Consider the following 26,234-nt stretch of genomic DNA (forward strand, 5'->3'; position numbering starts at 1 on the left):
GAGGGCATCAGTGCACCGGGCGTGCGGCCAGGTCGGAGGCGATCTCGGCCAGCAGCGGCCGCCGCAGCCGGCAGCGATGGATCACCGCGGCCAGCAGCAGGTGGATGGCCGCGGGGATCAGCGTTTCCAGCAGGGTGATCGCCTGCAGCGAGGCGGCGGTCTGGTGTTCGGCGCCGGCGCGGTAGCCCACGCGCACGAACAGGTAGCTGATCACCACCGCGCTGGACGCCCAGGCCAGCTTGATGCAGAACAGGTTGAAGGCGAAGTTGATGCCGGAGGACCGCACCCGGTTCTTCCAGGCGCCGTAGTCGTCGGCGAAGGCCATGATCGAGAAGTGCAGCGGCAGCGCGAAGCCGAGCACCAGGCAGTTGACGAAGATCAGCCCCAGCCACAGCGTCTGCTGCGCCGCGCCGGTGGGCATCCACCACTGCAGCACGCCCAGCGCGGCCAGCGCCAGGTTGGTGTGCAGGTACAGCGCCAGCGGGTCGAAGCGGCGGCACAGCGCGTTGACCACGATCGCCCCCAGCACCGTGGCCAGCGCCACCATCGCGAAGAACAGCGAGGCGTAGCCGGGGCTGCCGCCGAGCACGTAGGTGATGAAGTACAGGTAGCCGCCGCCGCGGATGTTGAACACGTTGATCAGCAGGAACGACATCAGCAGCACCAGCCGCATCTGGTCGTTGCGCAGCAGCCCGCGCAGATGCTGGCCGATGCCGGCATCGCCGAGCAGGCTGACCGGCACGCGTTCGCGCACGGCGAAGAAGCAGCACAGGAACATCGCCACTGCCAGCACGCTGAGCAGGCCCACGCCGAGCTGGTAGCCGCGCGCGGCGTCGCCGTCGCCGAGCACCCGCACCAGCCACGGCAGCCCGACCGAGACCAGGAAGCCGGCGATGCCGCACAGCACGAAGCGCCACGACTGCGCCGACACCACTTCGCGGTGGTCGCCGGTCATGCTGTTGATCAGCGCGCAGTACGGCACGTTGATCGCGGTGTAGCACAGCGACAGCAGGAAATAGCTGGCGAAGGCGTAGGCGACCTTGGCCGCGTAGCCCAGCTGCGGGGTGCTGAAGGTCAGCACGCAGGCGATGCCGATCGGCAGCGCGATCCACAGTTGCCAGCCGCGGAAGCGGCCCCAGCGGCTGCGGGTGCGGTCGGCGAGCACGCCCATCAGCGGATCGGACACCGCGTCGGCGATGCGCAGCACGGTGAACAGGGTGCCGACCAGCGCCGGGGTCAGGCCGAACACGTCGGTGTAGAAGAAGGTCAGGAAGTTGGCGATCAGGCAGGTGACGATGGTGCCGCCGGCATCGCCCAGGCCGTAGCCGAATTTTTCCAGGCGCGAGAGCTTGTGCGTGGCGGCCTGGTCGGCGCCTGCGGCAACGGGGCCAACGGCGGTCGCATTCAACGGGACGGTTCCTGGCGGGCGCGGGGTCCGGCGCCAGGCCAAAGTCGCACGCCGCCGGCATCCGGACAAGAGCCGCTGCGGTATAAAAACGGTACGATTCCGACCTGTGCGAGGATGCCGCCGCGTACGGCCGCATCGTCGTCGATTGCTGCATTGCAGCGTACGCCGTGCGTCAGGGGAGACGTTTCCGACATGCTCGAACTCGCAGTCGCCTATCCGATCCGGGTCCAGAACGGCGGCCTGTTCATCTCCCGCGGGGTCGGCGCGCATCCGACCCGTGTGATCCAGTCCTACGAGCTGATTTTCGTCGAACGCGGCACCTTGTCGATCCGCGAGCAGGACAGCGACTTCCACATCGGCCCCGGCGAGACCCTGATCCTGTGGCCCGGGCGCGAGCACGCCGGGCTCGGCCGCTTTCCCGACGACCTGCGCTTCTACTGGGTGCATTTCGAACTGGAGCCGGCGGCGGAAACGGCCGCCGAGGCGACGCTGCTGTCGATGCCGCAACGCACCGCGATCCGCGATCCGGAGCGCTTCGTCGGCCTGTTCCGCTGGTTCCTGAGCGAGCAGGAGGAGCGGCGCACGCTGCCGATGCTCGAACCCATCGTGCTGTCGATGCTGCAATGCGTGGCCGGCGCCTGGCCCGACCCGCACGACTCCGACCGCGCCGGCGTGGCCTTGGCCTACCGCGCCAAGCAGCTGATCGGCACCCAGTTCCACACCGCGCTCAACGCCTCCACGCTGGCCGCGCAGCTGCACTGCAATCCGGACTACCTGGGGCGCATCTACCGGCGCGCGTTCGGCACCACGCTGACCGAGGCGATCCACCGCCAGCGCATCGCCTTCGCCGAGAAGCTGCTGCTGGTGAACACCTGCGGCGTCGACGAGGTCGCGCAGCGCGCCGGCTTCAGCGATGGCGGCTACTTCCGCCGCATCTTCCGCCAGCGCCTGGGCATGACCCCGACCGCCTACCGGCGGCTGTACTGCAAGGAGCACATCAACTCGGGGTGAGCCGGGCATGCACGCAGCCGCCTACACAGCGCATTGCCTACACTGCGCCGAGGTCCCGGGAAGTCTGCGAATGAAGAAGAAGGCGCTGAAATGGAGCGGCATCGCCCTGGCGGCATGCGTGCTGGCCTCGCTGGTGGCGCTGTACGGCTACGGCCGCTTCGCCGACCGCGCGCAAGGCCCGGCCAGCCACGCGTTGCCGGCGACCGCGGTGCAGACCCCGATCGACCGTGTGGTCGCGCCGCTGACCGCGGCCCATGCGGGCCACAGCGGCATGGTGATCCTGCCCGACAACGTCGATGCGTTCGCGGTGCGCGCGGTGGCGGCGCGCGCGGCCGGGCGCAGCCTGGACCTGCAGTACTACATCTGGCATCCGGACTTCACCGGCAACCTGCTCTACAACGAACTGCTGCGCGCCGCCGACCGCGGCGTGCGCGTGCGCCTGCTGCTGGACGACATGAACGTGCACGGCAGCAAGTCGGTGCTGGCCGCGCTGGACAGCCATCCGCTGATCGAGGTGCGCCTGTTCAACCCGACCCGCGCGCGCGAGGGCACGCTGATGCGCGGCGTGGAGCTGGTGCTGCGCTTCTTCAGCGTCAACCGGCGCATGCACAACAAGGCCTGGATCGCCGACGGGCGCATCGCCGTGGTCGGCGGGCGCAACGTCGGCGACGAATACTTCGACGCCTCGCGCGACACCAACTTCATGGACACCGACGCGGCCGTGGTCGGGCCGGCGGTGGCGCAGGCCACGCAGATCTTCGACGCCTACTGGAACAGCCGCACCGCGGTACCGCTCGGCGCGCTGGTGCAGGCCGAGCCGGAGGCGCTGCCCAGGCTGCGCGCCAGCATCGACGCCGGCCTGCGCTCGGCGCGGGCGCATCCCTACGCGCAGCGCCTGCGCCGCGCGCCGAGCGTGCGCAACCTGCTCGAAGGCGAACGCCCGCTGCACTGGAGCGCCGAGGCCAGGATCGTCTCCGACCCGCCGGAGAAGGCCGAAGGCGCGCCGCCGCGCGCGGACTGGATGACGCCGCTGCTGGTCGGCGAGATGGCGCGCGCGCAGCGCGAGCTGGCGCTGATCTCGCCATACTTCGTGCCCGGCGACGACGGCATGCGCTGGATCGGCCAGCTGCGCCAGCGCGGGGTCGCGGTCGGCGTGCTGACCAATTCGCTGGCGGCCAACGACGTGGTCGCCGTGCACGGCGGCTATGCCGGCTACCGGGTGCCGTTGCTGCACCAGGGCGTGAAGCTGTTCGAACTCAAGCCCGAGGGCGACCCGGGCGGCAGCCTGTTCGGGTCCAGCGGCGCCAGCCTGCACACCAAGGCCTTCGTGGTCGATGGGCAGGAAGGCTTCATCGGCTCGTTCAACCTCGACCCGCGTTCGATGAACCTCAACACCGAGATGGGCCTGCTGTTCCGCGACCGCGCCGCGGCCGCCGAGTTGCAGCGGCTGTACCAAGCCAAGGTGTCGGCGCCGGTCAGCTACCGGCTGGCGCTGCAGGACGGCGCGCTGCGCTGGCACGACGATGCGGCGCAACCGCCGAAGGCCTGGGAGCGCGAGCCGGAAGCCGGGATCTGGCGCCGCGCGGCGGCGCGGGTGATCGGCTGGTTGCCGGTGGAGTCGCAGCTGTAGCGGCGCGATGGCCGATGGTTCCTGTAGGAGCGGCTGCAGCCGCCACAGGACGCCCGATGGTGCCTGTCGCGGCTGAAGCCACTCCTACAAGGGCAGAATCCAGGCGACGGTGAACCGCGCTAGCCGAGCTGCTGCACGATCTCGCGCGCCATCGCGCCCAGCGGCAGGATCTTCTCCGCGCCGCCGCGCTTGATCGCTTCCTTGGGCATGCCGAACACGATGCTGCTCTGTTCGTCCTGGGCCACGGTGCGCGCGCCGGCCTGGCGCATTTCCAGCAGGCCGACCGCGCCGTCGTCGCCCATGCCGGTCATGATGATGCCCAGCGCGTTGGCGCCGGCGGCGCGCGCGGCGGAACGGAACAGCACGTCCACCGACGGCCGGTGCCGGTTCACCGGCGGCCCGTCCACCACTTCGACGAAATACTGCGCGCCGCTGCGGCGCAGCAGCATGTGCTTGCCGCCGGGCGCGATCAGCGCACGGCCGGGCACCACGCGGTCGTTGTTGGCCGCTTCCTTCACCGCGATCTGGCACAGCGTGTCCAGGCGCGCGGCGAAGGCGGCGGTGAACTTCTCCGGCATGTGCTGGACGATGACGATGCCGGGGCTGACCCGCGGCAGCGCGGTCAGCACTTCCTCCAGCGCCTGGGTGCCGCCGGTGGAGGTGCCGATCGCGATCACCCGCTCGGTGGTCTGCGCCAGCGCGCGGCCGCCCTGCGCCGGCAGGATCACGTCGGCGGTGTGCTTGACCTCCGCCTCCACCGGCGGCGCGGCGCTGCGCGCGGCCAGGCGCTTGACGTTGGCGCGCGCAGCGGTGCGCACCGTGGCCACCAGTTCCTCGGCCGAATCGGTGAGGAACTGCTTCAGGCCGAGCTTGGGCTTGGTCACCACCGCCACCGCGCCGGCGGCCAGCGCATCCATGGTCACCCGCGCGCCCTTCTCGGTGAGCGTGGAGCAGATCACCACCGGGGTGGGGCGCTCGCTCATGATCTTGCGCAGGAAGGTGATGCCGTCCATCTTCGGCATCTCCACGTCCAGCACGATCACGTCCGGCCACTGCTGGCGCATCTTGTCCATCGCCAGCAGCGGGTCGGCGGCCGAGGCGATCACCTCGATTCCGGGCGCTTCGTTGAGCACCGCCACCAGCACCTGGCGCACCACCGCCGAATCGTCGACCACCATGGCCTTGATCGTCGTCGTCATCGGTCGTTCCTTTGCGTAGCGGTCGCGGCGCTCATGGCTTGCGGTACACCGACGGCGCCACCTGGACCACGTCGTCGTTGATGTCGTTGAGGCTTTCGGAGTGGCCGATGCAGAAGATGCCGCCGCGCTTGAGCGTGGACAGCACCCGCGCGACCACTTCGCGCTTGGTCTGGCCGTTGAAGTAGATCATCACGTTGCGCAGGAAGATCACGTCGAACTGGCCGAGGTTGGGCAGCGCGGCGTTGAGGTTGGCGTGCAGGAAGCGCACGTTGTCGCGCAGCTTGCGGTCGATCAGCAGGCTGCCTTCGTATTCGCCGCGGCCCTTCAGGCAGTAGCGCTTGAGCAGCGCCGGCGGCATGTGCTCGATGCGCTGCAGCGGATACAGGCCGGCGCGCGCCTTGGCCAGCACGCGGGTGCTGATGTCGGTGCCGACCACCTCGTAGGCGCGGCCCTGCAGCGCGTCGTCCAGCACCATCGCCATGCTGTAGGCCTCCTCGCCGCTGGAACTGGCCGCGCTCCAGCTGCGGAACGGCGCGCCGCCCTTGTGCTCGGTCGCCAGCCGGCGCAGCAGCTCGAAATGCTTGGGCTCGCGGAAGAAGTAGGTCTCGTTGGTGGTCAGCAGGTCGATCGCGGTCTGCACCTCCTCGCTGCCTTCGCGGCTCTCCAGCAGTTTCAGGTACTGGCTGTAGGTCTGCAGCGAGTGCGCCTTCAGGCGCTTGCCCAGGCGCCCGCACAGCATCGCCTTCTTGGCCGGGGAGATGGTGATGCCGGCGGCGTCGAAGATGAAGCGCTGGAACTTGCCGAATTCCTGCTCGGTGATGTCGGTGGTCATGAGGGTCCGTGAGTCAGTGATGCGGCGCTTGCGCCGAAGTGGGGCCGTGTTCCTGCAGCCGGGTCTGGTGCTCCAGCAGCCAGGTGGTCAGCGCACCGCCGCCCATCGGCCGCGCCAGCAGATAGCCCTGGCCCAGGTCGCAGCCCAGTTGCTGCAGCAACTGCCAGTCCTCCACGGTTTCGATGCCTTCGGCGACGGTGCTCAGGCCCAGCCGCTGGGCCATGCCCAGCGCCGATTCCAGCACGGTGCGCAGGTTGCGGCTGCGATGCGCGTCGTGCACGAAGATGCGGTCGATCTTCAGTTCGGTGAAGGGGATGCGGGTGAGCTGCTGCAGCGAGGAGAAGCCGGTGCCGTAGTCGTCCAGCGACAGGCCGAAGCCCTGCAGCCGCAGCCGCGCCAGCATGCCCAGCGCGCTGGCCTCGACCAGCGAGCTTTCGGTGATCTCGAGGATCATGTCGGCCGGCACCAGGCCGTGCCGGCGCAACTGGTCGTGCAGTTCGTCGAGCAGGCCCGGGTCCTGCAGCAGGCAGGGCGACAGGTTGATCGCCAGGGTCAGGCGGAAACCGGATTGCTTCCAGGTCGCCAGCCGCGCCATCGCCTGGTCGGCGACGCTGGCGGTCAGCGCGTGGATCAGGCCTTCGCGCTCGGCCAGGGCGATGAAGCGGTCCGGCGCGATCTGGCCGTTGACCGGGTGCCGCCAGCGCGCCAGCGCTTCCACGCCGCTGACCTGGCCGCTGCGCATGTCCACCTTGGGCTGGTACGCCACTTCGATGTCGCTGCGGCGCAACGCCTCGCGCAGCATCGCCGCATCGGTGGCGCCGTCCAGGCCGGCATCGCTGCGCGCTGCCGGTGTGGGCGGCGGGTTCGCCTGCAGGGCCGCGCCGAGCTCGGCCGCGCGCAGCGGCTTCTCCAGGCCGGCCAGCACCTGCAGGCCGTTGGCGCGGCCGACCTGCAGCACCGAATCGATCAGTGCCGCGCCGCGTTGCGAGGCGACCACGATCGGCACGCGCACGCTGCAGCGGGCCAGCGCGTCGAGCAGTTGCACGCCGTCCATGCCGGGCATTTCCAGGTCCACGATCAGCAGCCCCGGCGCCGGCCCCTGGGTCACCCGCGCCAGCGCCGCATGGCCGTCGTGCACGCCTTCCACCGCCTCCGCGCCCAGCCGCAGGCACAGCGCCAGCGCGTGCTCGCACTGGACCTGGCTGTCGTCGACGACCAGAACCGTTCCGAATTGGCTGAGCGTGGCGGTTTCGTGAACGAGCGGCATGCGGATGGCGTCCGTGGGCAAGGGCTGGGCGCGGCGCGGTGCGCCGCGCCGCGCGGGCGACTCAGGCGGCGATGCCCGCCTCCACGCCCGGCTCGATGCCGGCCATGGCGACGAACTCCTGGGTGGACAGCGCCGCATCGGCATCGAGCAGGATCACGAAGCGCTCGCCGACCTTGCCCATGCCGTGGATGAACTCGCGGCGGATGCCGGCGCCGAAGGCCGGGGCCGGGGCGATGTCGGCGGCGGCGATCTCCAGCACTTCGCTGACCGCGTCCACCAGCAGCCCCAGCACCTGGCGTTCGTTGCCGTTGGCGACTTCGACGATGACGATGCAGGTGCGCTTGGTGACCTCGCTGGCGGCGCGGCCGAAGCGCTGCTGCAGGTCCACCACCGGCACCACCGCGCCGCGCAGGTTGATCACCCCGCGCAGCGCCGGCGGCATCATCGGCACGTCGGTCGGCGTGCGGTACTCGATGATTTCCTTGATGCCGAGGATGCCGACCCCGAACATCTCCTTGCCGAGCAGGAAGGTCAGGAACTGGTCGGGCGCCAGGTCGGTGCCACCGAACGGCACGGAAGATTCGTGTGCGGTCATGGCCTGTCCTCAGAAGGTTTCGAAATGGGCTTCGTCCGGCGCGTCGCCGGCCAGCGCGAGATGGCTCTCGGCGAAGCGCGCCAGCGGCTTGCGCGCGGGCGCACGGGCAGCCTGCGCCGGCCTGCGCGCGGCCGCCGCCGGCGCGGCGCGGTGCGCCGGCCGCGACGGCGTGCCGCCGAGCTTGAAGAAGCTCATCAGCTGCTGCAGCTGCTCGGCCTGGCCGCTCATCTCCTCGGCGGTGGCGGCCAGTTCCTCGGAGTTGGACGCGGCCTGCTGGGTGGTCTGATTGAGCTGGCCGATCGCGGTGTTGATCTGGTTGACGCCCGAGGCCTGCTCTTCGGAGGCCGCGGTGATTTCCTGCACCAGGTCGGAGGTGCGCTTGATCGACGGCACCATCTCGTCCAGCAGCTTGCCGGCGTTCTCGGCCAGTTCGACGCTGGAGCCGGCGACGTCGCCGATCTCCTGCGCGGCCACCTGGGCGCGCTCGGCCAGCTTGCGCACTTCCGCGGCCACCACGGCGAAGCCCTTGCCGTGCTCGCCGGCGCGCGCCGCCTCGATGGCCGCGTTCAGCGCCAGCAGGTTGGTCTGGTAGGCGATGTCGTCGATGATGCCGATCTTCTGCGCGATCTGCTTCATCGCCTGCACCGTGGCGCGGACCGACTCGCCGCCGTCCATCGCCTGGCTGGAGGCCTTGCTGGCCATGCCGTCGGTGACCTTGGCGTTCTCGGTGTTCTGCCCGATCGAGGCGGTCATCTGCTCGATCGCCGCGCTGGTCTCTTCCACGCCGGCGGCCTGCTCGCTGGCGGCCTGGCTCAGCGCCTGCGCGGTGGAGCTGACTTCCTCCGAGGCGCTGGCCAGCGCTTCGGCGCTGCCGTTGACCTCGTTGACCACCTGCGACAGGCGCGCGATGGTGTCGTTGACGTAGTTCTTCATCTCCGCGTAGGCGCCGTCGTAGTGCTTGTCGATGTTCTGGGTCAGGTCGCCGTCGGCCATCGCGCCCATCACCCGCACCACGTCGCGGATGCTGTCGCCGGTGGTGCTCATCAGATCGTTGATGCCCTGGCCCATGTCGCGTTGGAAGCCGGCCAGGCCGTCGAGCGAGACGCGCTGCGAGAAGTCGCCGCGGTTGGCGGCGGCGACCGCCTGCCGCTGGCCGTTGATGATCGCCTTGAGCCGTTCCACCATGGTGCGGATCGCATACAGCGCGCTGCTGGTATCGCCGCTACGGGTCCGCACGTCCAGGTCGATCTCGCCGCGGGCCACGGCGTTGGCGATCTCGGCCACGTAGGCCGGCTCGCCGCCGAGCAATTTGCTCAGGGAGCGCACGATGAACACCGAGACGCCGATGCCGAGCAGGACCGACAGCGCGATCGCCGAGATGATCAGCGTGCGCGAGCTGGCGTAGAGCACGTCGGCGGCGCTGCTCGCGGCTTCGCCGCCGTTGGTGTTGAGCTCGACCAGCTTGGCCAGCGAATCGGCGGTGCCGCGATAGATCTGGCGCTGTTCGCCGTTGAGCAAGGCCAGCGCCTCGTCCTTCTTTTGCTGGTGCGAAAGATCCAGGACCTGCTTGTGCAGTTCCAGGTAGCGGTCGAACTTCTTGGAGAAGTCCTCGTAGATCGCGCGCTCCTCCGGCGTGGAGATCAGCTTGGCGTAGGTCTGCCGGTTCTTGGCGAAGGCGTCCGCCACCTGCTGCATGCGGATGTCGTAGTCCTGCATTTCGGCCGGAGCGCGGTTGATGACGTGCTGCAGTTCGTACAGGCGCAGCTGGTTGAAGCGGCCGGTCATTTCCTCGATGTTGCGGATGCTGGGCATCCAGTTGCCGGCGATATCGGTGGAGGCCTGGTTGATCTTGTTCATCTGCAGCATGGCAAAGATGCCCATCCCGAGCATCAGCAACAGCACCACCCCGAAGCTCAAGCCGATACGGGTCGCGATTTTCAAGTTTCCGAACATGTCATGCTCTCTCTGTTGCCGCGCTCGCCTTGGGCCACGCGTGCTGGATGGATGGGTGTTGCGTTTAGGTCAAAAACGTTGGAAGTCGCTTTCGTCCGGCGTCGACACCAGCGCCAGCCCGCCATCGCCGTAGCTGAACGAACGTGCGCGCTGTGTGGCGGATGGCTTCGCGGTCTTGCGCGGTGTCGCCGGCGCGCGCCGCAGGACCGGCGCCTGGCTGGTGCGGAAGAAGCTCATCAGCTGTTGCAGCTGCTCGGCCTGGCTGCTCATTTCCTCGGCGGTAGCGGCCAGTTCCTCGGAATTGGACGCGGCCTGCTGGGTGGTCTGGTTGAGCTGGCCGACCGCGGCGTTGATCTGGCCGACGCCGGAGGTCTGTTCCTCGGAGGCGGCGGTGATCTCCTGCACCAGGTCGGAGGTGCGCCGGATCGACGGCACCATCTGGTCGAGTAGCTTGCCGGCGTTCTCGGCCAGCTCGACGCTGGAGCTGGCGACGTCGCCGATCTCCTGCGCGGCGATCTGGCTGCGCTCGGCCAGCTTGCGCACTTCCGCGGCGACCACGGCGAAGCCCTTGCCGTGCTCGCCGGCGCGCGCCGCTTCGATGGCCGCGTTCAGCGCCAGCAGGTTGGTCTGGTAGGCGATGTCGTCGATGATGCCGATCTTCTGCGCGATCTGCTTCATCGCCGCGACCGTGGAACGTACCGCTTCGCCGCCCTCGCTGGCCTCGCGCGCCGCCTTGGCCGCCATGCCGTCGGTGACCTTGGCGTTCTCGGTGTTCTGCGCGATCGAGGCGCTCATCTGCTCCAGCGCCGCGCTGGTTTCCTCCACGCCGGCCGCCTGCTCGCTGGCGGCGTGGCTCAGCGACTGCGCGGTGGCGCTGACTTCCTCCGAGGCGCTGGCCAGCGCCTCGGCGTTGACGTTGACCTCGCCGACCACCTGCGCCAGGCGCGCGACGGTGGCGTTGATGCTGTCGCACAGTTCCTTCAGCTGGCCCTGGCAGGCGCTGTCGGCGGTGCGGGTCAGGTCGCCATCCTCGATCGCCTTGAGCACCTGGCGCACGTCGTTCAGCGGGCCGATCAGCGCATCCAGGGTCTGGTTGACGCCGTCGACGATGCGGCGGAAGTCGCCGTGATGCAGGCTGGCGTCGGCGCGCACGTCGAGGCGGCCGGCGCCGGCCGCGTCGACCAGCAGGTCGGTGTCGCGGATCAGCGCGCGCAGGTTGGCGCGCACCTGCTCGACGGTGTCGTTGATGAACGCCTTCTTGCCCGGGAAGCGCTCCAGCGGCGCGTCGAAGTTGCCGCGGCCGAACTCGGCGACGCAGGCCATGGCCTGCTTCTTGACCGCGATGTGCCCGGCGACCATGCGGTTGATGCCGTCGGCCATGGTGCGGAAGTCGCCGTCGAAGCGGGTGCTGTCGATGCTCACGTCGATGTCGCCGGCATCGTGCTCGGCGGACATGTGGTTCATCTGCGCGATCAGGCCCAGCAGGTTGCGGCGCACCTGCTCGATGGTGTCGTTGATGAAGGCCTTCTTGCCGGGAAAGCTCTCCAGCGGCGCCTGGAAGTTGCCGCGGCCGAATTCGGCGACGCAGGCCATGGCCTTCTTCTTGACCGCGATGTGCCCGGCGACCATGCGGTTGATGCCGTCGGCGATGTTGCGGAAGTCGCCCTCGAAGCGCTGGCTGTCGATGACCACGTCGATGTCGCCGGCATCGTGCTCGCGCGACATGCGCTCGATCTCGTCGCCGATCTGGCGCACGCCGGACTGCACCTCGCGCAGCGCCAGCAGGATCTCGCAGGCCTGGTCGTTACGCACCGTCGGCATCACCACGTCGAAATTGCCGCGGGCGAAGCGGGTCAGGGTGGTGGTGGCGATGCGCAGCGAACGCGAGATCGCATGCGCCACGTAAGCGAGCACCGCGCCGCCGAGGACCGCCGCGGCGACGGCCAGCGCCAGAATCTGGCCCGGCGGGAGCGCCAGGGCGAAGCCGGTGGCGCTGGCCGCCAACGGCAGCAGCACGGCGACGGCCGAGCCGATCCACAGCTTGGAAGAGAGCGAGAGAGCGTTGGACATGGCGGCGTACCTGTGCGTGGTTGGGTGGCGTGCACCGGACGTCGCGACCAGTGCGGGTGAGTGGCGTTGGCTCAGAACGTTGCGAAGGCGACCTGGCCGAGCCGCATGGCGGAGGGTGGCCCGGTCGGCGATGTGCGGTAGGACATGCGGCGGTTCCTGGCGGCGGCTGCGCGCTGCGCTGCGAAGCGGCCGTCAGGCCGCCAGCGACTCGGCGGCGGGCTCGACCTGGGTCAGCAGCGAGGGCACGTCCAGGATCAGGGCGACGCCGCCGCTGCCGAGGATGCTCGACCCGCTGATGCCCTTAACCCCGGCGAACACCTTGGACAGCGGTTTGATCACGGTCTGCCATTCGCCCAGCAGCGTGTCCACGACCAGCCCGAAGCGCTGCGCGCCCTGGCGGATCACCACGATGCTCTCGCGCGGCGGCGGCGCGCCGGCGATGCCGAACAGCGAACGCAGGCGCACGTACGGCAGCACCCCGCCGCGCAGGTCGATGTAGTCGCTCTGGTAGTTCGGCGCGAACTCCACGCATTCCTCGACCACGTCCAGCGGCACCACGAACACCGACTTGCCGACCCCGACCTGGAAACCGTTGATGATCGCCAGGGTCAGCGGCAGGCGCACCGAGATGGTGGTGCCCACGTCCTGCTGGCTGGCGATGTCCACGCTGCCGCGCAACGCGGTGATGTTGCGCTTGACCACGTCCATGCCGACGCCGCGGCCGGACAGGTTGGTGACCTTCTCGGCGGTGGAGAAGCCCGGCTCGAAGATCAGCGCGAACACCTCGCGGTCGGACAGGCTGCGGCCGGGTTCGATCAGGCCGCGCTCCAGCGCCTTGGCCAGGATCCGGTCGCGGTTGAGGCCGCCGCCGTCGTCGCTGATCTGGATGACGATGCTGCCCGAATCGTGGAACGCGTTCAGCCGCACCGTGCCGCGCACCGGCTTGCCGCGCGCCTGGCGCACGTCGGCCGGCTCGATGCCGTGGTCCATCGCGTTGCGCACCAGGTGGGTGAGCGGATCGGCGATCTTCTCCACCACCGACTTGTCCAGCTCGGTGTCCTCGCCGTTGACCACCAGCGCGATGTCCTTGCCCAGTTCGCGCGCCACGTCGTGGACCACGCGGTGGAAGCGGCTGAAGGTGCCGCCGATCTTGACCATGCGCAGCTGCAGCGCGCTCTCGCGCACTTCCTCGACCAGCCCGGCCAGGATCGAGGTGGATTCGAGCAGTTGCGCATCGCCGGTGCGCTGCGCGTTGGCGCCGGTGCTGGCCACGGCGATGATCAGTTCGCCGACCAGGTCGATCATGCGGTCGAGCTTGTCGGCATCGACGCGGATCGAGCCGCCGTCCTGCGCGCGCGCCGCGTTGCCGCCTTCGCCGCGCGCGGCGGCGGGCGCTGCCGTTGCTGCCTTGGCGGGCGCGGCGGTTGCGGCTGCAGGCGCGGCGACCGGTGCCGGGCTGTCGAAGCCGGCGAAGTCGTCGGCACGGGCGTGGCCGCCGGCCTCGGCGACCAGCAGCGGCAGTTCCAGGTTGGCGGCGTCGCCATGCGGGTCCACCGCCACCACCTGCAACTCGCAGTCGTCGCGGACGAATTCGAAGATGTCCTCGATCGCCGTCTGCTGCGCGTCGGAGCGCAACAGGATGTCGAAGCCCAGGTAGCACGCTTCCGGGTCCAGCTCCGGCAGTGCCGGCACGCGCTCGTGGCGCGTGCGCACCTTTTCCAGCGTGCCCAGGCTGCGCAGGCAGCGGATCAGGTGCAGCGGCGAGTTGCCGAAGCGCAGCGCGTCGGCGAACAGCTGCAGCGAGATCCGCCAGTAGCCGGTCTGCGTCGCGGCGGTGGCCGCCACCGCGACCGCGGCCGGCGCGGCGGCCGGTTGCAGGTAGGTGTGCAGGCGGGCCAGCAGCGGCTCGCCGTCGGCGGCGAGCACGGCCTCGTCGGCGTCGGCGCCGGCCGCCGCTTCCACCAGCGCGCGGATGTGGTCGCAGCAGGCCAGCATCAGCTGGATCAGCTCCGAGTCCAGCGCCACCGCGTTCTCGCGCACCAGGTCGAGCACGCTCTCCACCACATGGGTGAAGCCCACCAGTTGCGCCAGGTCGAACAGCCCGCCGGAGCCCTTGATGGTGTGTGCGGCGCGGAAGATGGCGTTGACCGCGTCCGGGCCGGCTTCGCCGCGTTCGGCTTCCAGCAGGTTGCGTTCCATGTCCTCGAGCAGGTCGCGGCTCTCGGCGATGAAGGTCTGCAGCAGTTGAGCGAGATTCATGGGGTGGCGCCGATCAATGGAAGGTGTCGCCGGCGGGCGCGAGCGTGTCGCGCAGGCCGAGCAGGTCGAGTGCGTCGGTGACCGGCGCGCTGCAGCCGTCGAGCTGGAACGGCCGGCCCAATGCGCGCAACGCGGCCTGGGTGGCGAGCAGCAGTTGCACGCCGGTGGCGTCGATCTCGGTGACCGCCTGCAGTTGCAGCTGCAGGCCGCCGGGATGCTCCAGCGCCGGCAGCAGCAACGGCTTGAGTTCGCCGGCGCGGCGGATGGTCATGTCGCCTTCCACGCTCAGTTGCAGCGGCAGGGGCGGGAATTCCGGCGGGGTCGAGCGCATGGCATGTCTCCGTGACGAGCATTGGGACCGGCGGAACCGGGTGGCGCGGGCGCGAACGCATGATCGGTTCGGTTCGCTGTAAGCAGATATCGGCGCCTTTTCGGAATATTTAGGCCGAATGCCATATTTGTCTCGCCAACCCTTGACATGGATGAGCGGTTCAGGTGTGGAATCGGCAACACATTCCAGGTCGCGCGCGCGTTGCTGCCGACTTGAAGGGAGCGATGCATGCGCCATGCCAATGCGATTGGTGCGCCGCAAAAAGCAAACGGCCGGTAATCCGGCCGTTTGTTCGGAACGCGCGCAGCCGCGCGGTGTTCGAGCGATCAGATGACGGGCATTGCCGTCGCCATCGTCAACGTGGCGACAGCGCCGCCAGCAAACCGCGCGCGGCATTGAAGCGGTCCGCCGCCTCGGGCAGCGGCAGCTTCAGCTTCAACTTGTCCGGGCCGTCCATCGCGTACAGCTTGGGCTGCTTCTGGATCATCTGGATGATGGTCATCGGATCGACGCGCGGCTTGGCCTCGAACACGATGCGACCGCCGTTCTCGCCCAGCTCCAGCTTGCGGATGCCCAGTTCGTTGGCCTGCAGCTTGAGCTCGGCGACCGCGAACAGATGCTTCACCGGATCCGGCAGCAGGCCGAAGCGGTCGATCATCTCCACCTGCAGTTCGCGCAGCTGGTCGCTGTCGCGCGCGCTGGAGATGCGCTTGTACAGGGTCAGGCGGGTGTGCACGTCGGGCAGGTAGTCGTCCGGGATCAGCGCCGGCACGTGCAGTTCCACTTCGGCGCCGCGCGCTTCCTCGCCGGCGTCCAGGTCCGGCAGCTTGCCCTGGCGGATGCTGCGCACCGCGCGTTCCAGCAGTTCGGTGTACAGGCTGAAGCCGACCTCGGCCATCTGCCCGCTCTGGTCCTCGCCGAGCAGTTCGCCGGCGCCGCGGATCTCCAGGTCGTGGGTGGCCAGGGTGAAGCCGGCGCCGAGTTCGTCCATCGAGGCGATCGCGTCCAGCCGCTTCTGCGCATCGCTGGTGATGCTGCGCCGGTCCGGCACCAGCAGGTAGGCGTAGGCGCGGTGGTGCGAGCGGCCGACGCGGCCGCGCAGCTGGTGCAGCTGCGCCAGGCCGAAGCGGTCGGCGCGGTTGATGACGATGGTGTTGGCATTGGGGATGTCGATGCCCGATTCGATGATCGTGGTCGACAGCAGCACGTTGAAGCGCTGCTTCTGGAAATCCAGCATCACCCGTTCCAGTTCGCGCTCGGGCATCTGCCCGTGGGCGATGCCGATGCGCGCTTCCGGCACCAGTTTGTTCAGCTCGCGCTGCATGCGGCCGATGCTTTCCACGTCGTTGTGCAGGAAGTACAGCTGGCCGCCGCGCGCCAGCTCGCGCTGGAACGCCTCGCGCAGCAGCGCGTTGTCCCAGGCGGTGACGAAGGTCTGCACCGCCAGCCGGTTCGGCGGCGGGGTAGCGATGATCGACAGGTCGCGCAGCCCGGCCATGGCCATGTTCAGCGTGCGCGGGATCGGCGTGGCGGTGAGGGTGAGCAGGTGCACGTTGGCGCGCAGCGCCTTCAGCGCTTCCTTCTGGCGCACGCCGAAGCGCTGTTCCTCGTCCACCACCACCAGGCCCAAGTCCTTGAACTTCACGTCCGGCTGCAGCAGGCGGTGGGTGCCGATGATCACGTCGATGCCGCCGTCGGCGACCTTCTCCAGCTCGGCCTTGATCTCCTTGGCGCTCTTGAAGCGCGACAGCACCTCCACCCGCAGCGGCCAGTCGGCGAAGCGGTCGCGGAAGTTGCGGTAGTGCTGCTCGGCCAGCAGCGTGGTCGGCACCAGCACCGCCACCTGCTTGCCGGCGCTGGCCGCGGCGAACGCGGCGCGCACCGCGACCTCGGTCTTGCCGAAGCCGACGTCGCCGCAGACCACGCGGTCCATCGGCTGGCTGCTGGCCAGGTCGCGCAGGGTGGACTCGATCGCGGCCAGCTGGTCGGTGGTTTCCTCGAACGGGAAGCCGGCCGCGAACGGTTCGTACATCGCGCGGTCGACCTGCAACGCCAGGCCGGCGCGGGCGCGGCGCCGGGCCTGGATCTCCAGCAGTTCGGCGGCCACGTCGCGCACCTTCTCGGCGGCGCGGCGCTTGGCCTTGGTCCATTGCTCGCCGCCCAGCGAATGCAGCGGCGCGGTCTCGGCCGAGGCGCCGGAGTAGCGGCTGATCAGGTGCAGCTGCGCGACCGGCACGTACAGGCGGTCGCCCTTGGCGTATTCGATCTCCAGGAACTCGCCGGGCATGCCGCCGGCATCGAGCACGATCAAGCCGCGGTAGCGGCCGACGCCGTGGTCCTCGTGCACGATCGGCGCGCCTTCGGTCAGCTCGCCAAGGTCGCGGATGATCGCTTCGGGCTCGCGCCCGGCGCGGCGCGTGCGCCGCGGCTGGCCGGCACGTTCGGGGAACAGCTGGCGCTCGGTGAGCACCGCGATCTGCGGATCGTCCAGCGCGAAGCCGTCGTCCAGCGGCGCCACCGCGATGGCGAACGCAGCCGGCGCAGCGTCGGCGTCGCGCCCCTCTCCCGCCGGCGACCGAAGGAAGTCCCCGTGGGAGAGAGGGGGTGGGGCGAGGGTACGCCCGCTCGCGACCTGCGGCTGCGCTGGCGTCGAGGATGCGGAAGCCTTCTTCGGCGAGGTCTGCGCGCGCGCCGCCCCCCCGTCAGGCGCTTGATGCCCCTTTCCGCCGGCGGGCGAAGGGAGGAACGCGGCGAAGTTCGGGATCACCTCCGGCTTCAGCCCCGCCGCGGCCAGCACTTCCAGCAGCGCCTCGCGGCGGCCCGGCGAATCGGCGGCGATCAGCACGCGGCCCGGGTAGTGATCGAGGAAGCCCTTCAGCGCCGCGGCCGGCGCCGCATCCTTGGCGGCGACCGGCAACGGCGGCAGCGGCTGGTCGCCCAGCGCCTGCGCCTCGGCGATGCGCGCGTGGTCGGCGGCCCACACCTCGATGCGCGGCAGCCCGTTGAGCTTCTCGCGCAGCGTGTCCGGCGCCTGGTACAGCTCCTCCGGCGCCAGCAGCGGGCGCTCCACGTCGTGGCGGCGCTGCTCGTAACGGTTCTGGGTCTGCGCCCAGAACGCATCGGCGGCGGCGCCCACGCCAGGCGCGAGCAACGGCAGCGCCGTCTCGCCCAGATAATCGAACAGGGTGGCGGTGGCGTCGCGCGCCTGCGCGCCGGCGCCGCGCGCTTCCTGGAAGAACAGCGGCAGGTAGTATTCGATGCCCGACGGCGCCAGCCGCGCCTTCAGGTCCTGGTACAGCGCGCTGCGCCGGGTGTCCACGTCGAAGCGCTCGCGCAGCGTGGCCAGCACGCGCTCGACGCTGGCGTCGTCCATCGGCACCTCGCGCCCGGGCAGCATCTTCACCGCCTGCACGTGGTCCAGCGAACGCTGCGATTCCGGGTCGAAGGCGCGGATCGAGTCGATGTCCTCGTCCAGCAGTTCGATGCGCAACGGGCTGTCGGCGCCCATCGGGTACACGTCGAGCAGGCCGCCGCGCACCGCGAAATCGCCCGGGTCCATCACCTGCGGCACGTTGCGGTAGCCGGCGCTCTCCAGGCGGCGCTTTTCCGCCTCCAGGTCCAGGCGCTGGCCCACGCGCAGGTCGAAGCTGCCGCCGACGATGTAGCGCAGCGGCGCCACCCGCTGCATCAGCGTCTGCACCGGCACCACCACGATGCCCTGTTTCAGCGCCGGCAGCCGGTGCAGCGCCGACAGGCGCTGGCTGACGATGTCCGGGTGCGGGCTGAACTGGTCGTAGGGCAGGGTTTCCCAATCCGGGAACGGCACCACCGGCAAGCTGTCGTCGCCGGCCAGCAGCGTATGCAGGTCGGCCTCGATCTGGTGCGCGCTCTGGTTGTCGCGCGCGACCACCAGCAGCGGCCCGCGATGCGCCGCGGCGGCGCAGGCGATGTGCCAGGCCAGCGCGGTCGAGGAGGCGGGAGCGCGCCAGAAGGCGCGGAGCTGGCCGGATTTGGGCAGCGGCGGAACGGGGAAGGAAAGAGGCGCCATGGACCGCTTAGTCTAGCAAGCCGGGACGAGCCGGGATCGGGGATTTGGGATTCGCTGGAAGGGCGCGTGCGCCCGGACGTGGGCGCTTGCCCGGCAGCGGTCGCTGCGGGCGGTGCATGCGGTGAACAGGTCAGCGGCAGCGGTGGGCCGCTGCGGCTCGCGAGCCGTGCTCGTCCGCGGTCTGCAGGCAGGCCACGCGCCTGGTGGCGGCGCGCCCGCGGCCGCTGGCTCAGTTGCTCAGTTCCAGCACCACGCGGACCAGTCCCGGGGTGTCCGGGTGCGGCATCGGCTGGAAGCCCAGCGATTCGGCCAGCTGCAGCATCGGCACGTTGCTTTCCAGCACGTCCCCGTAGAGCCGGTCCAGGTACTTGCGCCGCGCCCACTTGACCAGCTTGCGCATCAGCTGCCGGCCCAGGCCCTGGCCGGCGACGAAGCTGCTGACCAGGATCGCGTATTCGGCCTCGCGGGTGCCCGGCGTGATCGCCGCGCGCGCCACCGCGCCGACCACCGCTTCGCCCGGCGGCAGCGGTTCGGCCGCGACCAGGGTCAGCTCGGTCTTCGGATTGGGATGGGTCAGCCGCTGCGCCATGTCCTCGGTCAGTTCCTGTACCGAGTGCAGGAAGCGCTCGCGGATCTCGGCCGGGCCGAGCAGGCTGAAGGCGCCCTGCAGCGGCGCGCTGTCTTCCGGCCGGATCGGCCGGATCAGCAGCTCGCGGCCGCTGGGCAGGGTGAAGTTTTCATGCCACGGAGGCATGCGGTTGCGGGTAGCCATGGCCGGATGATCCTCGACGAAGCCTGGATTCTCGCATTACCCGGGGCCGCTGCCGTGAACGCAACGCTCACCGCGTTTGCCTACCCTAGGCGAGGGTTTTTTCGACGAGGAACGGCCATGTCCGGCAGCGGCGATTCGCGGCGCGCCATTTTCTTCGCGCTCGGCGCCAACCTGGCCATCGCCCTGGCCAAGGGCGCCGCGGCGCTGGCCACCGGCTCGGGCGCGATGCTCGCCGAGACCGTGCACTCGCTGGCCGATTGCGGCAACCAGCTGCTGTTGCTGCTGGGCATGCGCCAGGCCAAGCGCCCGGCCAACGCCGACTATCCGCTGGGCTACGGCCGCGCGATCTACTTCTGGTCGTTCCTGGTGGCGGTGATGCTGTTCTGCATCGGCGGCATGTTCTCGGTGTACGAGGGCGTGCACAAGCTGCTGCAGCCCGAGCCGCTGAGCAGTTGGGGCTGGGCGGTGGGCGTGCTGGGGTTCGCGCTGGTCGCCGAGGGCGTGTCGCTGCGCACCTGCCTGCAGGAGATCGGCAAGGTGCGCGGCGGGCGTTCGCTGTGGACCTGGTTCCGCGAAAGCCGCCAGGCCGAACTGATCGTGATCTTCGGCGAGGACCTGGCCGCGCTGCTCGGCCTGGCGCTGGCGCTGGCCGCGGTGCTGCTGACGGTGCTGACCGGCAACCCGCTGTGGGACGCGCTGGGCACCATCGCCATCGGCGCGCTGCTGATCGTGGTCGCGGTGCTGGTGGCGATCGAGATCAAGGCGATGCTGATCGGGCAGAGCGTGGATCCGGCGCTGCAGCGGCAACTGCATGCGTTCTTCCAGGCGCAGCCGGAGATCGAGCGGGTGATCCACCTGATCGCGATGCAGCTCGGCGAGGACGTGATGGTGTCGGTGCAGGCGACGCTGCGGCAGAAGCACGATGCGGCGGCGCTGCTCGCCGACATCACCCGCATCGAGCGCGGCCTGAAGCAGCAGTTCCCCACGGTGCGCTGGAGCTTCTTCGAGCCGGAACCGGGCGCGGCTTCCGGCGCCTGAGCGGGATTGCTACAGTGGCGCCGGCTTCGTCACGAGCATCGATGGAATGAAGACCTCGCACGCTGTCGCCGTGTCCACCGTGATCACGCTGGCCCTGCTCGCCGTGTTCGGCGGGCTGCTGCTGGGCGGCAGCCTGTGGCTCAAGCACAGCATGGAACTGCCGCTGCCGCCGGCGAGACCGACACCGACACCGACGCCGGCCGCGCCGGTGCAGGCCGAGCGGGCGCTGGTGCCGTATCGGACGCGCCTGGAGGCCACGCGCAAGCCGGTCGCGCAACTGCGCCTGCAGCCGATGGCGCAGGACGATCGCCTGGCCAGCAAGGTCGGCGGACGCCCGTACTGGACCGCGGACATGCCGTACCCGCGCGACGCCCGCGGCCAGCCGCTGGCGCTGCTGGCGCAGATCGATCTGGCGAAGATGCCGCCGCTGCGCGGCTTTCCGACGCAGGGCATGCTGCAGTTCTTCATCGGCAGCGACGACTTCTACGGGGCCAACTTCGACGGCGACATGGACCTGGCCGCGCTGAGCGCGCAGCGCAACTTCCGCGTGGTGTACTGGCCTCGGCCCGCGGCGGCGGCGCGCCAGGTCGACGTGCCGTTGCTGTCCGGGGACGCGCTGCCGTTCGATCCGGCGCATCCGCGGGCGCTGCACTTCAGCGTCGGCGAGGAAACCATCGGCAGCAGCGACGTGGGCTTCGCGCAGGCGCTGGGCCGGCCGTTGGAGGAGGTCGCCGCGGCCTATGCCGCGACGTCGGGCGCGCCGCAGGACACGGTGGAGGATGCGCTGTACGAGACCCTGCACCGCGGCGGGCACAAGCTCGGCGGCTACCCGGAGTTCACCCAGGAGGATCCGCGCACGCCGCAGGACCGGCAGGTGCTGCTGCTGCAGCTGGACAGCGACGAGGCGATGATGTGGGGCGACAGCGGCATCGCCAACTTCTTCATCGATCCGGCCGACCTGCAGCGCGGCGACTTCAGCCGGGTCGCGTTCCACTGGGATTGCTACTGAGGCGAGCGGTCCGGCCTGGCCGCGGCGAGAGGCATGCGCGCGGCGATCGCACGCAGTCGTGCAGTGCAATGCCTGCTGCCGCGGTGCGCCAGCGCGATAGCGGTGCGCGACCCTGCAGGCGTGCGGCCCTTCATTCCTCGCGCTTCAACCACTCCAGGCGCGTCGATGCGCCGGCTTCGCCCAGGTGCGTCTTCAGCGCCGGCAACGCGCTCGCCAGCACCTGCTCGAACTGCCAGGGCGGGTTGAGCAGCAGCATGCCGCTGCCGTTGAGCCGCAGCGGCGAATCGTCCGGGCGCACCTGCAGTTCGGCCAGCAGCACCGACTTGGCCGGCATCGCCGCGGCCTTGCGCAAGAAGGGCTGCAGGCTGCGGCGCTGCTTGATCGGGTACCACACCGCGCACATCGCTTGCGGCCAGCGGGTCAGCGTCTCGCGCAGGGTCGCGGCGATCAGCGGGTATTCGGCATCCTGCGCCTCGTACGGCGGGTCGATCAGCACCAGGCCGCGGCCGATCCTGGTCGCGCCCGACTTCGGCGGCAGGAACGCCCGGATCGACGCATAGCCGTCGCCGGCATGCACCTGCACGCGGCGGTCGTTGGCGAACAGCGCCTTCAGCTCGGCCGCTTCCTCCGGCTGCAGTTCGCAGGCGGCGAGCCGGTCCTGCTCGCGCATCGCCTGGGCGACCAGCAGCGGCGAGCCGGGATAGGCGACCAGCGCGCCGACCGGGTTGTCGGCCTGCACCGCGCGTAGGTAGCGCTCCAGCACCTCGGGCAGGGTCGGCTGGCCCATCAGCTTCAGCACCCCGGTCGCGGCCTCGCCGGTCTTGCGGCTCTCGCTGGCGGCGAACAGGTAGCGGCCGCGCCCGGCGTGGGTGTCGAGCACGAAGAACGGGCTGTCCTTGCGCTTGAGCGCATCGATCAGCGCGAGCAGCACGGTGTGCTTGAGCGCATCGGCATGGTTGCCGGCATGGAAGGCGTGGCGATAGTTCATCGGCGCAGTGTACGGGGCGCCACCGCGGGGGGCCATGCCGGCGCGCGGCGGCGGACGCCGATGCCGCCATCGCGCTGGAGTGCGTGCGCCAGCGCCGGGCCGCGCCGAGGTACCGGTTATCGCCTGCGCAGGCCCTCGCGCCGGCGAGACCGCGCATGGCGTATGGTCGCGGCCGTCAGATTCCCTTAAGCCCGGCCCGCTAGGTTTTCGCGATGCGCATCCTCCTGGTAGAAGACGATCCCTCGCTCGGCGACACGCTGCGCGCGTGGCTGAAACTGGACGGCTACACCGTGGACTGGCTGACCCGCGGCGACGAGGCCCGCGCCGCACTGCAGGCGCAGCCCTACCAGTGCGTGCTGCTGGACCGCGGCCTGCCCGGGCTGGACGGCGACGCCCTGCTGCGCACGCTGCGCGCGGCGCGGGTGACCACGCCGGTGCTGATGATCACCGCGCGCGATGCGCTGGAGGACCGGGTGCAGGGCCTGGACCTGGGCGCCGACGACTACCTGGTCAAGCCGTTCGACCTGGAAGAGCTGTCGGCGCGGATCCGCTCGGCGCTGCGCCGCAGCAGCGGCAATCCCAGCGTGGTCCTGGCGCACGGCGACGTGGAGCTGGATCCGGTGGCCAAGCGCGTCACCCGCGCTGGCGAGGCGGTGGCACTGACCGCGCGCGAGTACGCGGTGCTGCATGCGCTGATGGCGCGCAAGGGCCACATCGTCGGCCGCGACCAGCTGGAAGACGCGCTGTACGGCTGGGGCGAGGAGGTGGAGAGCAACGCGATCGAGGTGCACATCTCGCACCTGCGCAAGAAGCTGGGCAGCGAGCTGATCGCCACGATCCGGCGCCAGGGCTATTGCCTGGGAGCGCCGCGGTGACGTGGCCGCGCCGGCGGCGCGTCGCGGCAGGCGCGCCGCAGTTGCCGGAGCAACGCTATTCGCTGCGCCGGCGGCTGATCGCCACCACCCTGGGCTCGAGCATCGTGTGCTGGCTGGTCAGCCTGGGCGTCATCGTCGGCGTGGCCTGGACCGAGACCAGCGACGTGTTCGACGACGCGCTGGAGGAAAGCGCACGGCTGGTCGCGACCTTCGGTCCCGGCCTGCTGCACGGCGCCGCGCCTTCCGGCGACGGCGCCGACGACGGCATGGCGGCGGGGGCCGACGGCGGCGTGCGCCTGTACTACCAGATCGTCGACCGCCACGGCACGGTGCTGCGCCGCTCGGCGGACGTGCCGCGGCAGCCGTTCGTGCCGCCGCGGCAGGTGCACGGCGACGATGCCACCGGCACCGTGCGCCACGCGCAGCGGCTGTGGCGCGTGCACGTGCTGCACGCCCGCGCGCAGGACCTGTACGTGCAGGTCGCGCAGCCGCTGGAGGAGCGCACCGAACTGCTCGAGGACATGGCCGAGAACCTGGTGTGGCCGGCGCTGGCATTGCTGGCGCTGCTGGCCGCGCTCAACTGGTGGGTGATCCGCCGCCAGCTGCGGCCGCTGGAGCGCCTGGCCGAGGACATCGGCCGGCAATCGCCGCAGGATCTGAACGCGGTGTCCGCGGCCGGCCAGGCCGACGAGCTGCGCCCGATCGTGCAGGCGCTCAACGGCGTGCTCGCGCGGCTGGGCGAGGCGCTGCAGTCCGAGCGCCGCTTCACCGCCGATGCCGCGCACGAACTGCGCACGCCGCTGGCCGGCCTGCGCATGAAGATCCAGCTGATGCAGCGCGCCCACGCGGCGACGCTGGACGCGGCGCAGCGCCAGGAGCTCGCGGTGCTGCGCGGCGACGTGGACCGCGCCGCCGCGCTGGTGGACAACCTGCTGATGCTGGCGCGGCTGGATCCGCAACAGCCCGGCAGCCTGGCCTGCGCGGCGGTGGCGTTGCCGGCGCTGGTCGAGGCGCTGCTGGCCGACGTCGCGCCCGCGGCGGCGGCCAAGCGCATCGGCCTGCACGCGGACATCGGCGTGGACACGGTCTGGGCGCATGCCGAACTGCTGCGCAGCGCCTTGCGCAACCTGCTCGACAATGCGGTGCGCTACGGCAGGATGGACGGCCAGGTCCGCATCGACGCTGTCGCGGTGCGCGGCGCGGCCGGCGCGCCGTCGGCGGTGCGCATCGTGGTGCGCGACGACGGCCCCGGCGTGGCGCCGGCCGATCTGGCCCGGCTCACCCAGCGGTTCTTCCGCGTGCTCGGCAATGCCGGGCAGGGCAGCGGGCTGGGCCTGTCGCTGGTGGAGCGCATCGTCGCCCTGCACGGCGGGCAGCTGCGGCTGGATTCCGGCGGCGAGGGCATGGGCCTGGCGGTGCGCATCGAGTTGCCGCAGCGCGGGTCCTCAGCGCCCGGCTAGAACACGTGTTGTCGCGCGGCCGCGATGCCGATGCGGTGGCAAACGTGGTCGCACTCGCCTGAAGCAGGCGGGCGGGGCGCGGAACATCCGGGCATACGCGCGCCAGGCTCCAAAGACATCGGGTGCCTAGCGTCGCCGTCCAAGGCGACGCGCCGAAACGTCGATCCACACAGCGCCGAATCCGGAAGGTCCGCCTGAATCGCACCCCGGGGCATCAGATCCACTTCAGCTTCGTGCGGTGCAATGGCGTCCATGGCGATCGGCCATGACATCGAACCGAAGGAGCACTCCATGCGCAAGACCATCCTCTCCACGCTGGCCGTCGCCGCCATCGCCGTCCTCGCCGCCGGCCAGGCCGCCGCGCAGTACACCGGGCCCAGCAGCGTGCCGGTGACCACGGTCAAGCAGTTGCTGGACCAGGGCAAGGACGAGCAGCAGGTGGTGCTGCGCGGGCGCATCGCCTCGCACGATGGCGGCGACCGCTACACCTTCCGCGACGCGACCGGCAGCCTCAAGGTCGAGATCGATGCGCACGCGCTGCCGGCCGGGCGTCCGTTCGACGACAAGGCCCAGGTCGAACTGCTGGGCGAGTTCGACAAGGACTTCCGTTCCGCCGAAGTCGAAGTGGACGAAGTGCGCCTCCTGCGCTGAGCCGCCGATGCGCAGGCGCGGCGAGCCGCCCGCTTGCGCGCCGACCCAGCCGCCGCGGCGTAGGCCGGCGGCTGGCGGCGTCGGCACTGACCCGCGCCACGCTGCACGCCACGCCCGGCTGCGGCTATGCTGCGCGCCATGTCCGCGCCCGCCGCCCCCTGTGTCCTCGTCGTCGAGGACGAATCCGCCATCGCCGATACCGTGCTGTACGCGTTGCGCAGCGAGGGTTACCAGGTGCGGCACTGCCTGCTCGGGCGCGAGGCGCTGGCGCAGGCGCGCGCCGGCGGCATCGACGTGGTGGTGCTCGACGTCGGCCTGCCGGACCTGGGCGGCTTCGAGGTCTGCCGCGAACTGCGCAGCTTCAGCCAGGTGCCGGTGATCTTCCTGACCGCGCGCAACGACGAGATCGATCGCGTGCTCGGCCTGGAACTGGGCGCCGACGACTACATGGCCAAGCCGTTCTCGCCGCGCGAGCTGGTCGCGCGGGTGCGCGCGCGGTTGCGGCGCCCGGCCGCGCCGGCGGCGGCCGCCGAGCCGGGCTGGCAGAAGCACGGCGACTTCGCGATCGACCGCGACGGCCGCCGCATCCACTACCGCGACGCCGCGCTGGACCTGACCCGCTACGAATACGCGCTGCTGGCTGCGCTGCTGCAGCGGCCCGGCGCCATCCTCAGCCGCGCGCAACTGATGGACCGCGGCTGGGACGCCAGCGCCGACAGCGCCGACCGCACCGTGGACACCCACATCAAGACCCTGCGCGCCAAGCTGCGCGCGGCCGGCGCCGCGCACGACCCGATCCGCACCCACCGCGGGCTCGGCTACGCACTGGAGCACTGAG

20 protein-coding genes are annotated in these 26,234 nt (G+C 70.5%); 8 read left to right on the forward strand and 12 right to left on the reverse strand.

The window, feature by feature from the left end; translation table 11 throughout:
* Nucleotides 1–7: 7 nt before the first annotated feature.
* The gene (locus OCJ37_RS06845) at nucleotides 8–1,408 is read right to left on the reverse strand and encodes an MFS transporter (RefSeq protein WP_263112921.1); all 1,401 of its coding nucleotides are present in this window, start codon (nucleotides 1,406–1,408) and stop codon (nucleotides 8–10) included.
* Between the two features lie 192 nt (nucleotides 1,409–1,600).
* Between OCJ37_RS06845 and OCJ37_RS06850 the strand changes: the two genes are divergently transcribed.
* Together OCJ37_RS06850 and OCJ37_RS06855 are read left to right on the forward strand one after the other, a co-directional pair.
* Nucleotides 1,601–2,419, forward strand: a complete 819-nt coding sequence (locus OCJ37_RS06850; protein ID WP_263112922.1) for an AraC family transcriptional regulator — start codon at nucleotides 1,601–1,603, stop codon at nucleotides 2,417–2,419.
* A gap of 70 nt (nucleotides 2,420–2,489) precedes the next feature.
* Entirely contained in the window at nucleotides 2,490–4,049 is a 1,560-nt protein-coding gene (locus OCJ37_RS06855; RefSeq protein WP_263112923.1) for a phospholipase D family protein, read from the forward strand.
* Nucleotides 4,050–4,168: 119 nt separating this feature from the next.
* Here OCJ37_RS06855 and OCJ37_RS06860 read toward each other — a convergent pair whose 3' ends face one another.
* From OCJ37_RS06860 to OCJ37_RS06905, 10 genes are all read right to left on the reverse strand, one after another.
* Nucleotides 4,169–5,248, reverse strand: coding sequence for a protein-glutamate methylesterase/protein-glutamine glutaminase (locus OCJ37_RS06860; protein WP_263112924.1), 1,080 nt, complete (start codon nucleotides 5,246–5,248; stop codon nucleotides 4,169–4,171).
* A gap of 31 nt (nucleotides 5,249–5,279) precedes the next feature.
* On the reverse strand, nucleotides 5,280–6,080 hold the full coding sequence (locus OCJ37_RS06865; RefSeq protein WP_263112925.1) for a CheR family methyltransferase: 801 nt from the start codon (nucleotides 6,078–6,080) through the stop codon (nucleotides 5,280–5,282).
* A gap of 13 nt (nucleotides 6,081–6,093) precedes the next feature.
* A complete protein-coding gene (locus OCJ37_RS06870; RefSeq protein WP_263112926.1) occupies nucleotides 6,094–7,347 on the reverse strand; it encodes an EAL domain-containing response regulator in 1,254 nt (417 codons plus the stop codon).
* A gap of 61 nt (nucleotides 7,348–7,408) precedes the next feature.
* The gene (locus OCJ37_RS06875) at nucleotides 7,409–7,942 is read right to left on the reverse strand and encodes a chemotaxis protein CheW (RefSeq protein ID WP_263112927.1); all 534 of its coding nucleotides are present in this window, start codon (nucleotides 7,940–7,942) and stop codon (nucleotides 7,409–7,411) included.
* Between the two features lie 9 nt (nucleotides 7,943–7,951).
* Nucleotides 7,952–9,895, reverse strand: coding sequence for a methyl-accepting chemotaxis protein (locus OCJ37_RS06880; protein ID WP_263112928.1), 1,944 nt, complete (start codon nucleotides 9,893–9,895; stop codon nucleotides 7,952–7,954).
* Nucleotides 9,896–9,964: 69 nt separating this feature from the next.
* A complete protein-coding gene (locus OCJ37_RS06885; RefSeq protein WP_263112929.1) occupies nucleotides 9,965–11,965 on the reverse strand; it encodes a methyl-accepting chemotaxis protein in 2,001 nt (666 codons plus the stop codon).
* A 192-nt stretch (nucleotides 11,966–12,157) separates the two neighbouring features.
* On the reverse strand, nucleotides 12,158–14,224 hold the full coding sequence (locus tag OCJ37_RS06890) for a chemotaxis protein CheA (protein ID WP_263112930.1): 2,067 nt from the start codon (nucleotides 14,222–14,224) through the stop codon (nucleotides 12,158–12,160).
* A gap of 13 nt (nucleotides 14,225–14,237) precedes the next feature.
* The gene (locus OCJ37_RS06895) at nucleotides 14,238–14,555 is read right to left on the reverse strand and encodes an STAS domain-containing protein (RefSeq protein ID WP_263112931.1); all 318 of its coding nucleotides are present in this window, start codon (nucleotides 14,553–14,555) and stop codon (nucleotides 14,238–14,240) included.
* Between the two features lie 355 nt (nucleotides 14,556–14,910).
* A complete protein-coding gene (gene mfd, locus OCJ37_RS06900) occupies nucleotides 14,911–18,603 on the reverse strand; it encodes a transcription-repair coupling factor (RefSeq protein WP_263112932.1) in 3,693 nt (1,230 codons plus the stop codon).
* A 229-nt stretch (nucleotides 18,604–18,832) separates the two neighbouring features.
* The gene (locus OCJ37_RS06905) at nucleotides 18,833–19,375 is read right to left on the reverse strand and encodes a GNAT family N-acetyltransferase (protein ID WP_263112933.1); all 543 of its coding nucleotides are present in this window, start codon (nucleotides 19,373–19,375) and stop codon (nucleotides 18,833–18,835) included.
* A gap of 117 nt (nucleotides 19,376–19,492) precedes the next feature.
* Between OCJ37_RS06905 and OCJ37_RS06910 the strand changes: the two genes are divergently transcribed.
* Both OCJ37_RS06910 and OCJ37_RS06915 read left to right on the forward strand, forming a co-directional pair.
* Nucleotides 19,493–20,413 carry a cation diffusion facilitator family transporter gene (locus OCJ37_RS06910; protein WP_263112934.1) on the forward strand — a complete coding sequence of 307 codons (921 nt, stop codon included), beginning with the start codon at nucleotides 19,493–19,495 and terminating at the stop codon, nucleotides 20,411–20,413.
* 46 nt (nucleotides 20,414–20,459) lie between these two features.
* On the forward strand, nucleotides 20,460–21,422 hold the full coding sequence (locus tag OCJ37_RS06915; protein ID WP_263112935.1) for a YwqG family protein: 963 nt from the start codon (nucleotides 20,460–20,462) through the stop codon (nucleotides 21,420–21,422).
* Nucleotides 21,423–21,552: 130 nt separating this feature from the next.
* On the opposite strand, the gene rlmJ is transcribed toward OCJ37_RS06915, so the two are convergent.
* A complete protein-coding gene (gene rlmJ, locus OCJ37_RS06920; RefSeq protein WP_263112936.1) occupies nucleotides 21,553–22,410 on the reverse strand; it encodes a 23S rRNA (adenine(2030)-N(6))-methyltransferase RlmJ in 858 nt (285 codons plus the stop codon).
* A 212-nt stretch (nucleotides 22,411–22,622) separates the two neighbouring features.
* On the opposite strand from rlmJ, the gene OCJ37_RS06925 reads away from it, so the two are divergent.
* The 4 genes from OCJ37_RS06925 to creB all read left to right on the forward strand — a co-directional run bounded on the left by OCJ37_RS06925 (nucleotide 22,623) and on the right by creB (nucleotide 26,233).
* Nucleotides 22,623–23,285 (forward strand): response regulator transcription factor, encoded by a 663-nt coding sequence (locus OCJ37_RS06925; protein ID WP_263112937.1) that lies wholly within the window; start codon nucleotides 22,623–22,625, stop codon nucleotides 23,283–23,285.
* The gene (locus OCJ37_RS06930; RefSeq protein WP_263112938.1) at nucleotides 23,282–24,745 is read left to right on the forward strand and encodes an ATP-binding protein; all 1,464 of its coding nucleotides are present in this window, start codon (nucleotides 23,282–23,284) and stop codon (nucleotides 24,743–24,745) included. Before OCJ37_RS06925 ends, OCJ37_RS06930 begins: the two co-directional genes overlap by 4 nt.
* 291 nt (nucleotides 24,746–25,036) lie before the next feature.
* A complete protein-coding gene (locus OCJ37_RS06935; RefSeq protein WP_263112939.1) occupies nucleotides 25,037–25,396 on the forward strand; it encodes a YgiW/YdeI family stress tolerance OB fold protein in 360 nt (119 codons plus the stop codon).
* 126 nt (nucleotides 25,397–25,522) lie between these two features.
* Entirely contained in the window at nucleotides 25,523–26,233 is a 711-nt protein-coding gene (gene creB / locus OCJ37_RS06940) for a two-component system response regulator CreB (protein ID WP_263112940.1), read from the forward strand.
* Nucleotide 26,234: the final 1 nt, after the last annotated feature.

The organism is Xanthomonas sp. AM6, from assembly GCF_025665335.1.
In the GTDB taxonomy this organism is placed as follows: Bacteria; Pseudomonadota; Gammaproteobacteria; order Xanthomonadales; family Xanthomonadaceae; genus Xanthomonas_A.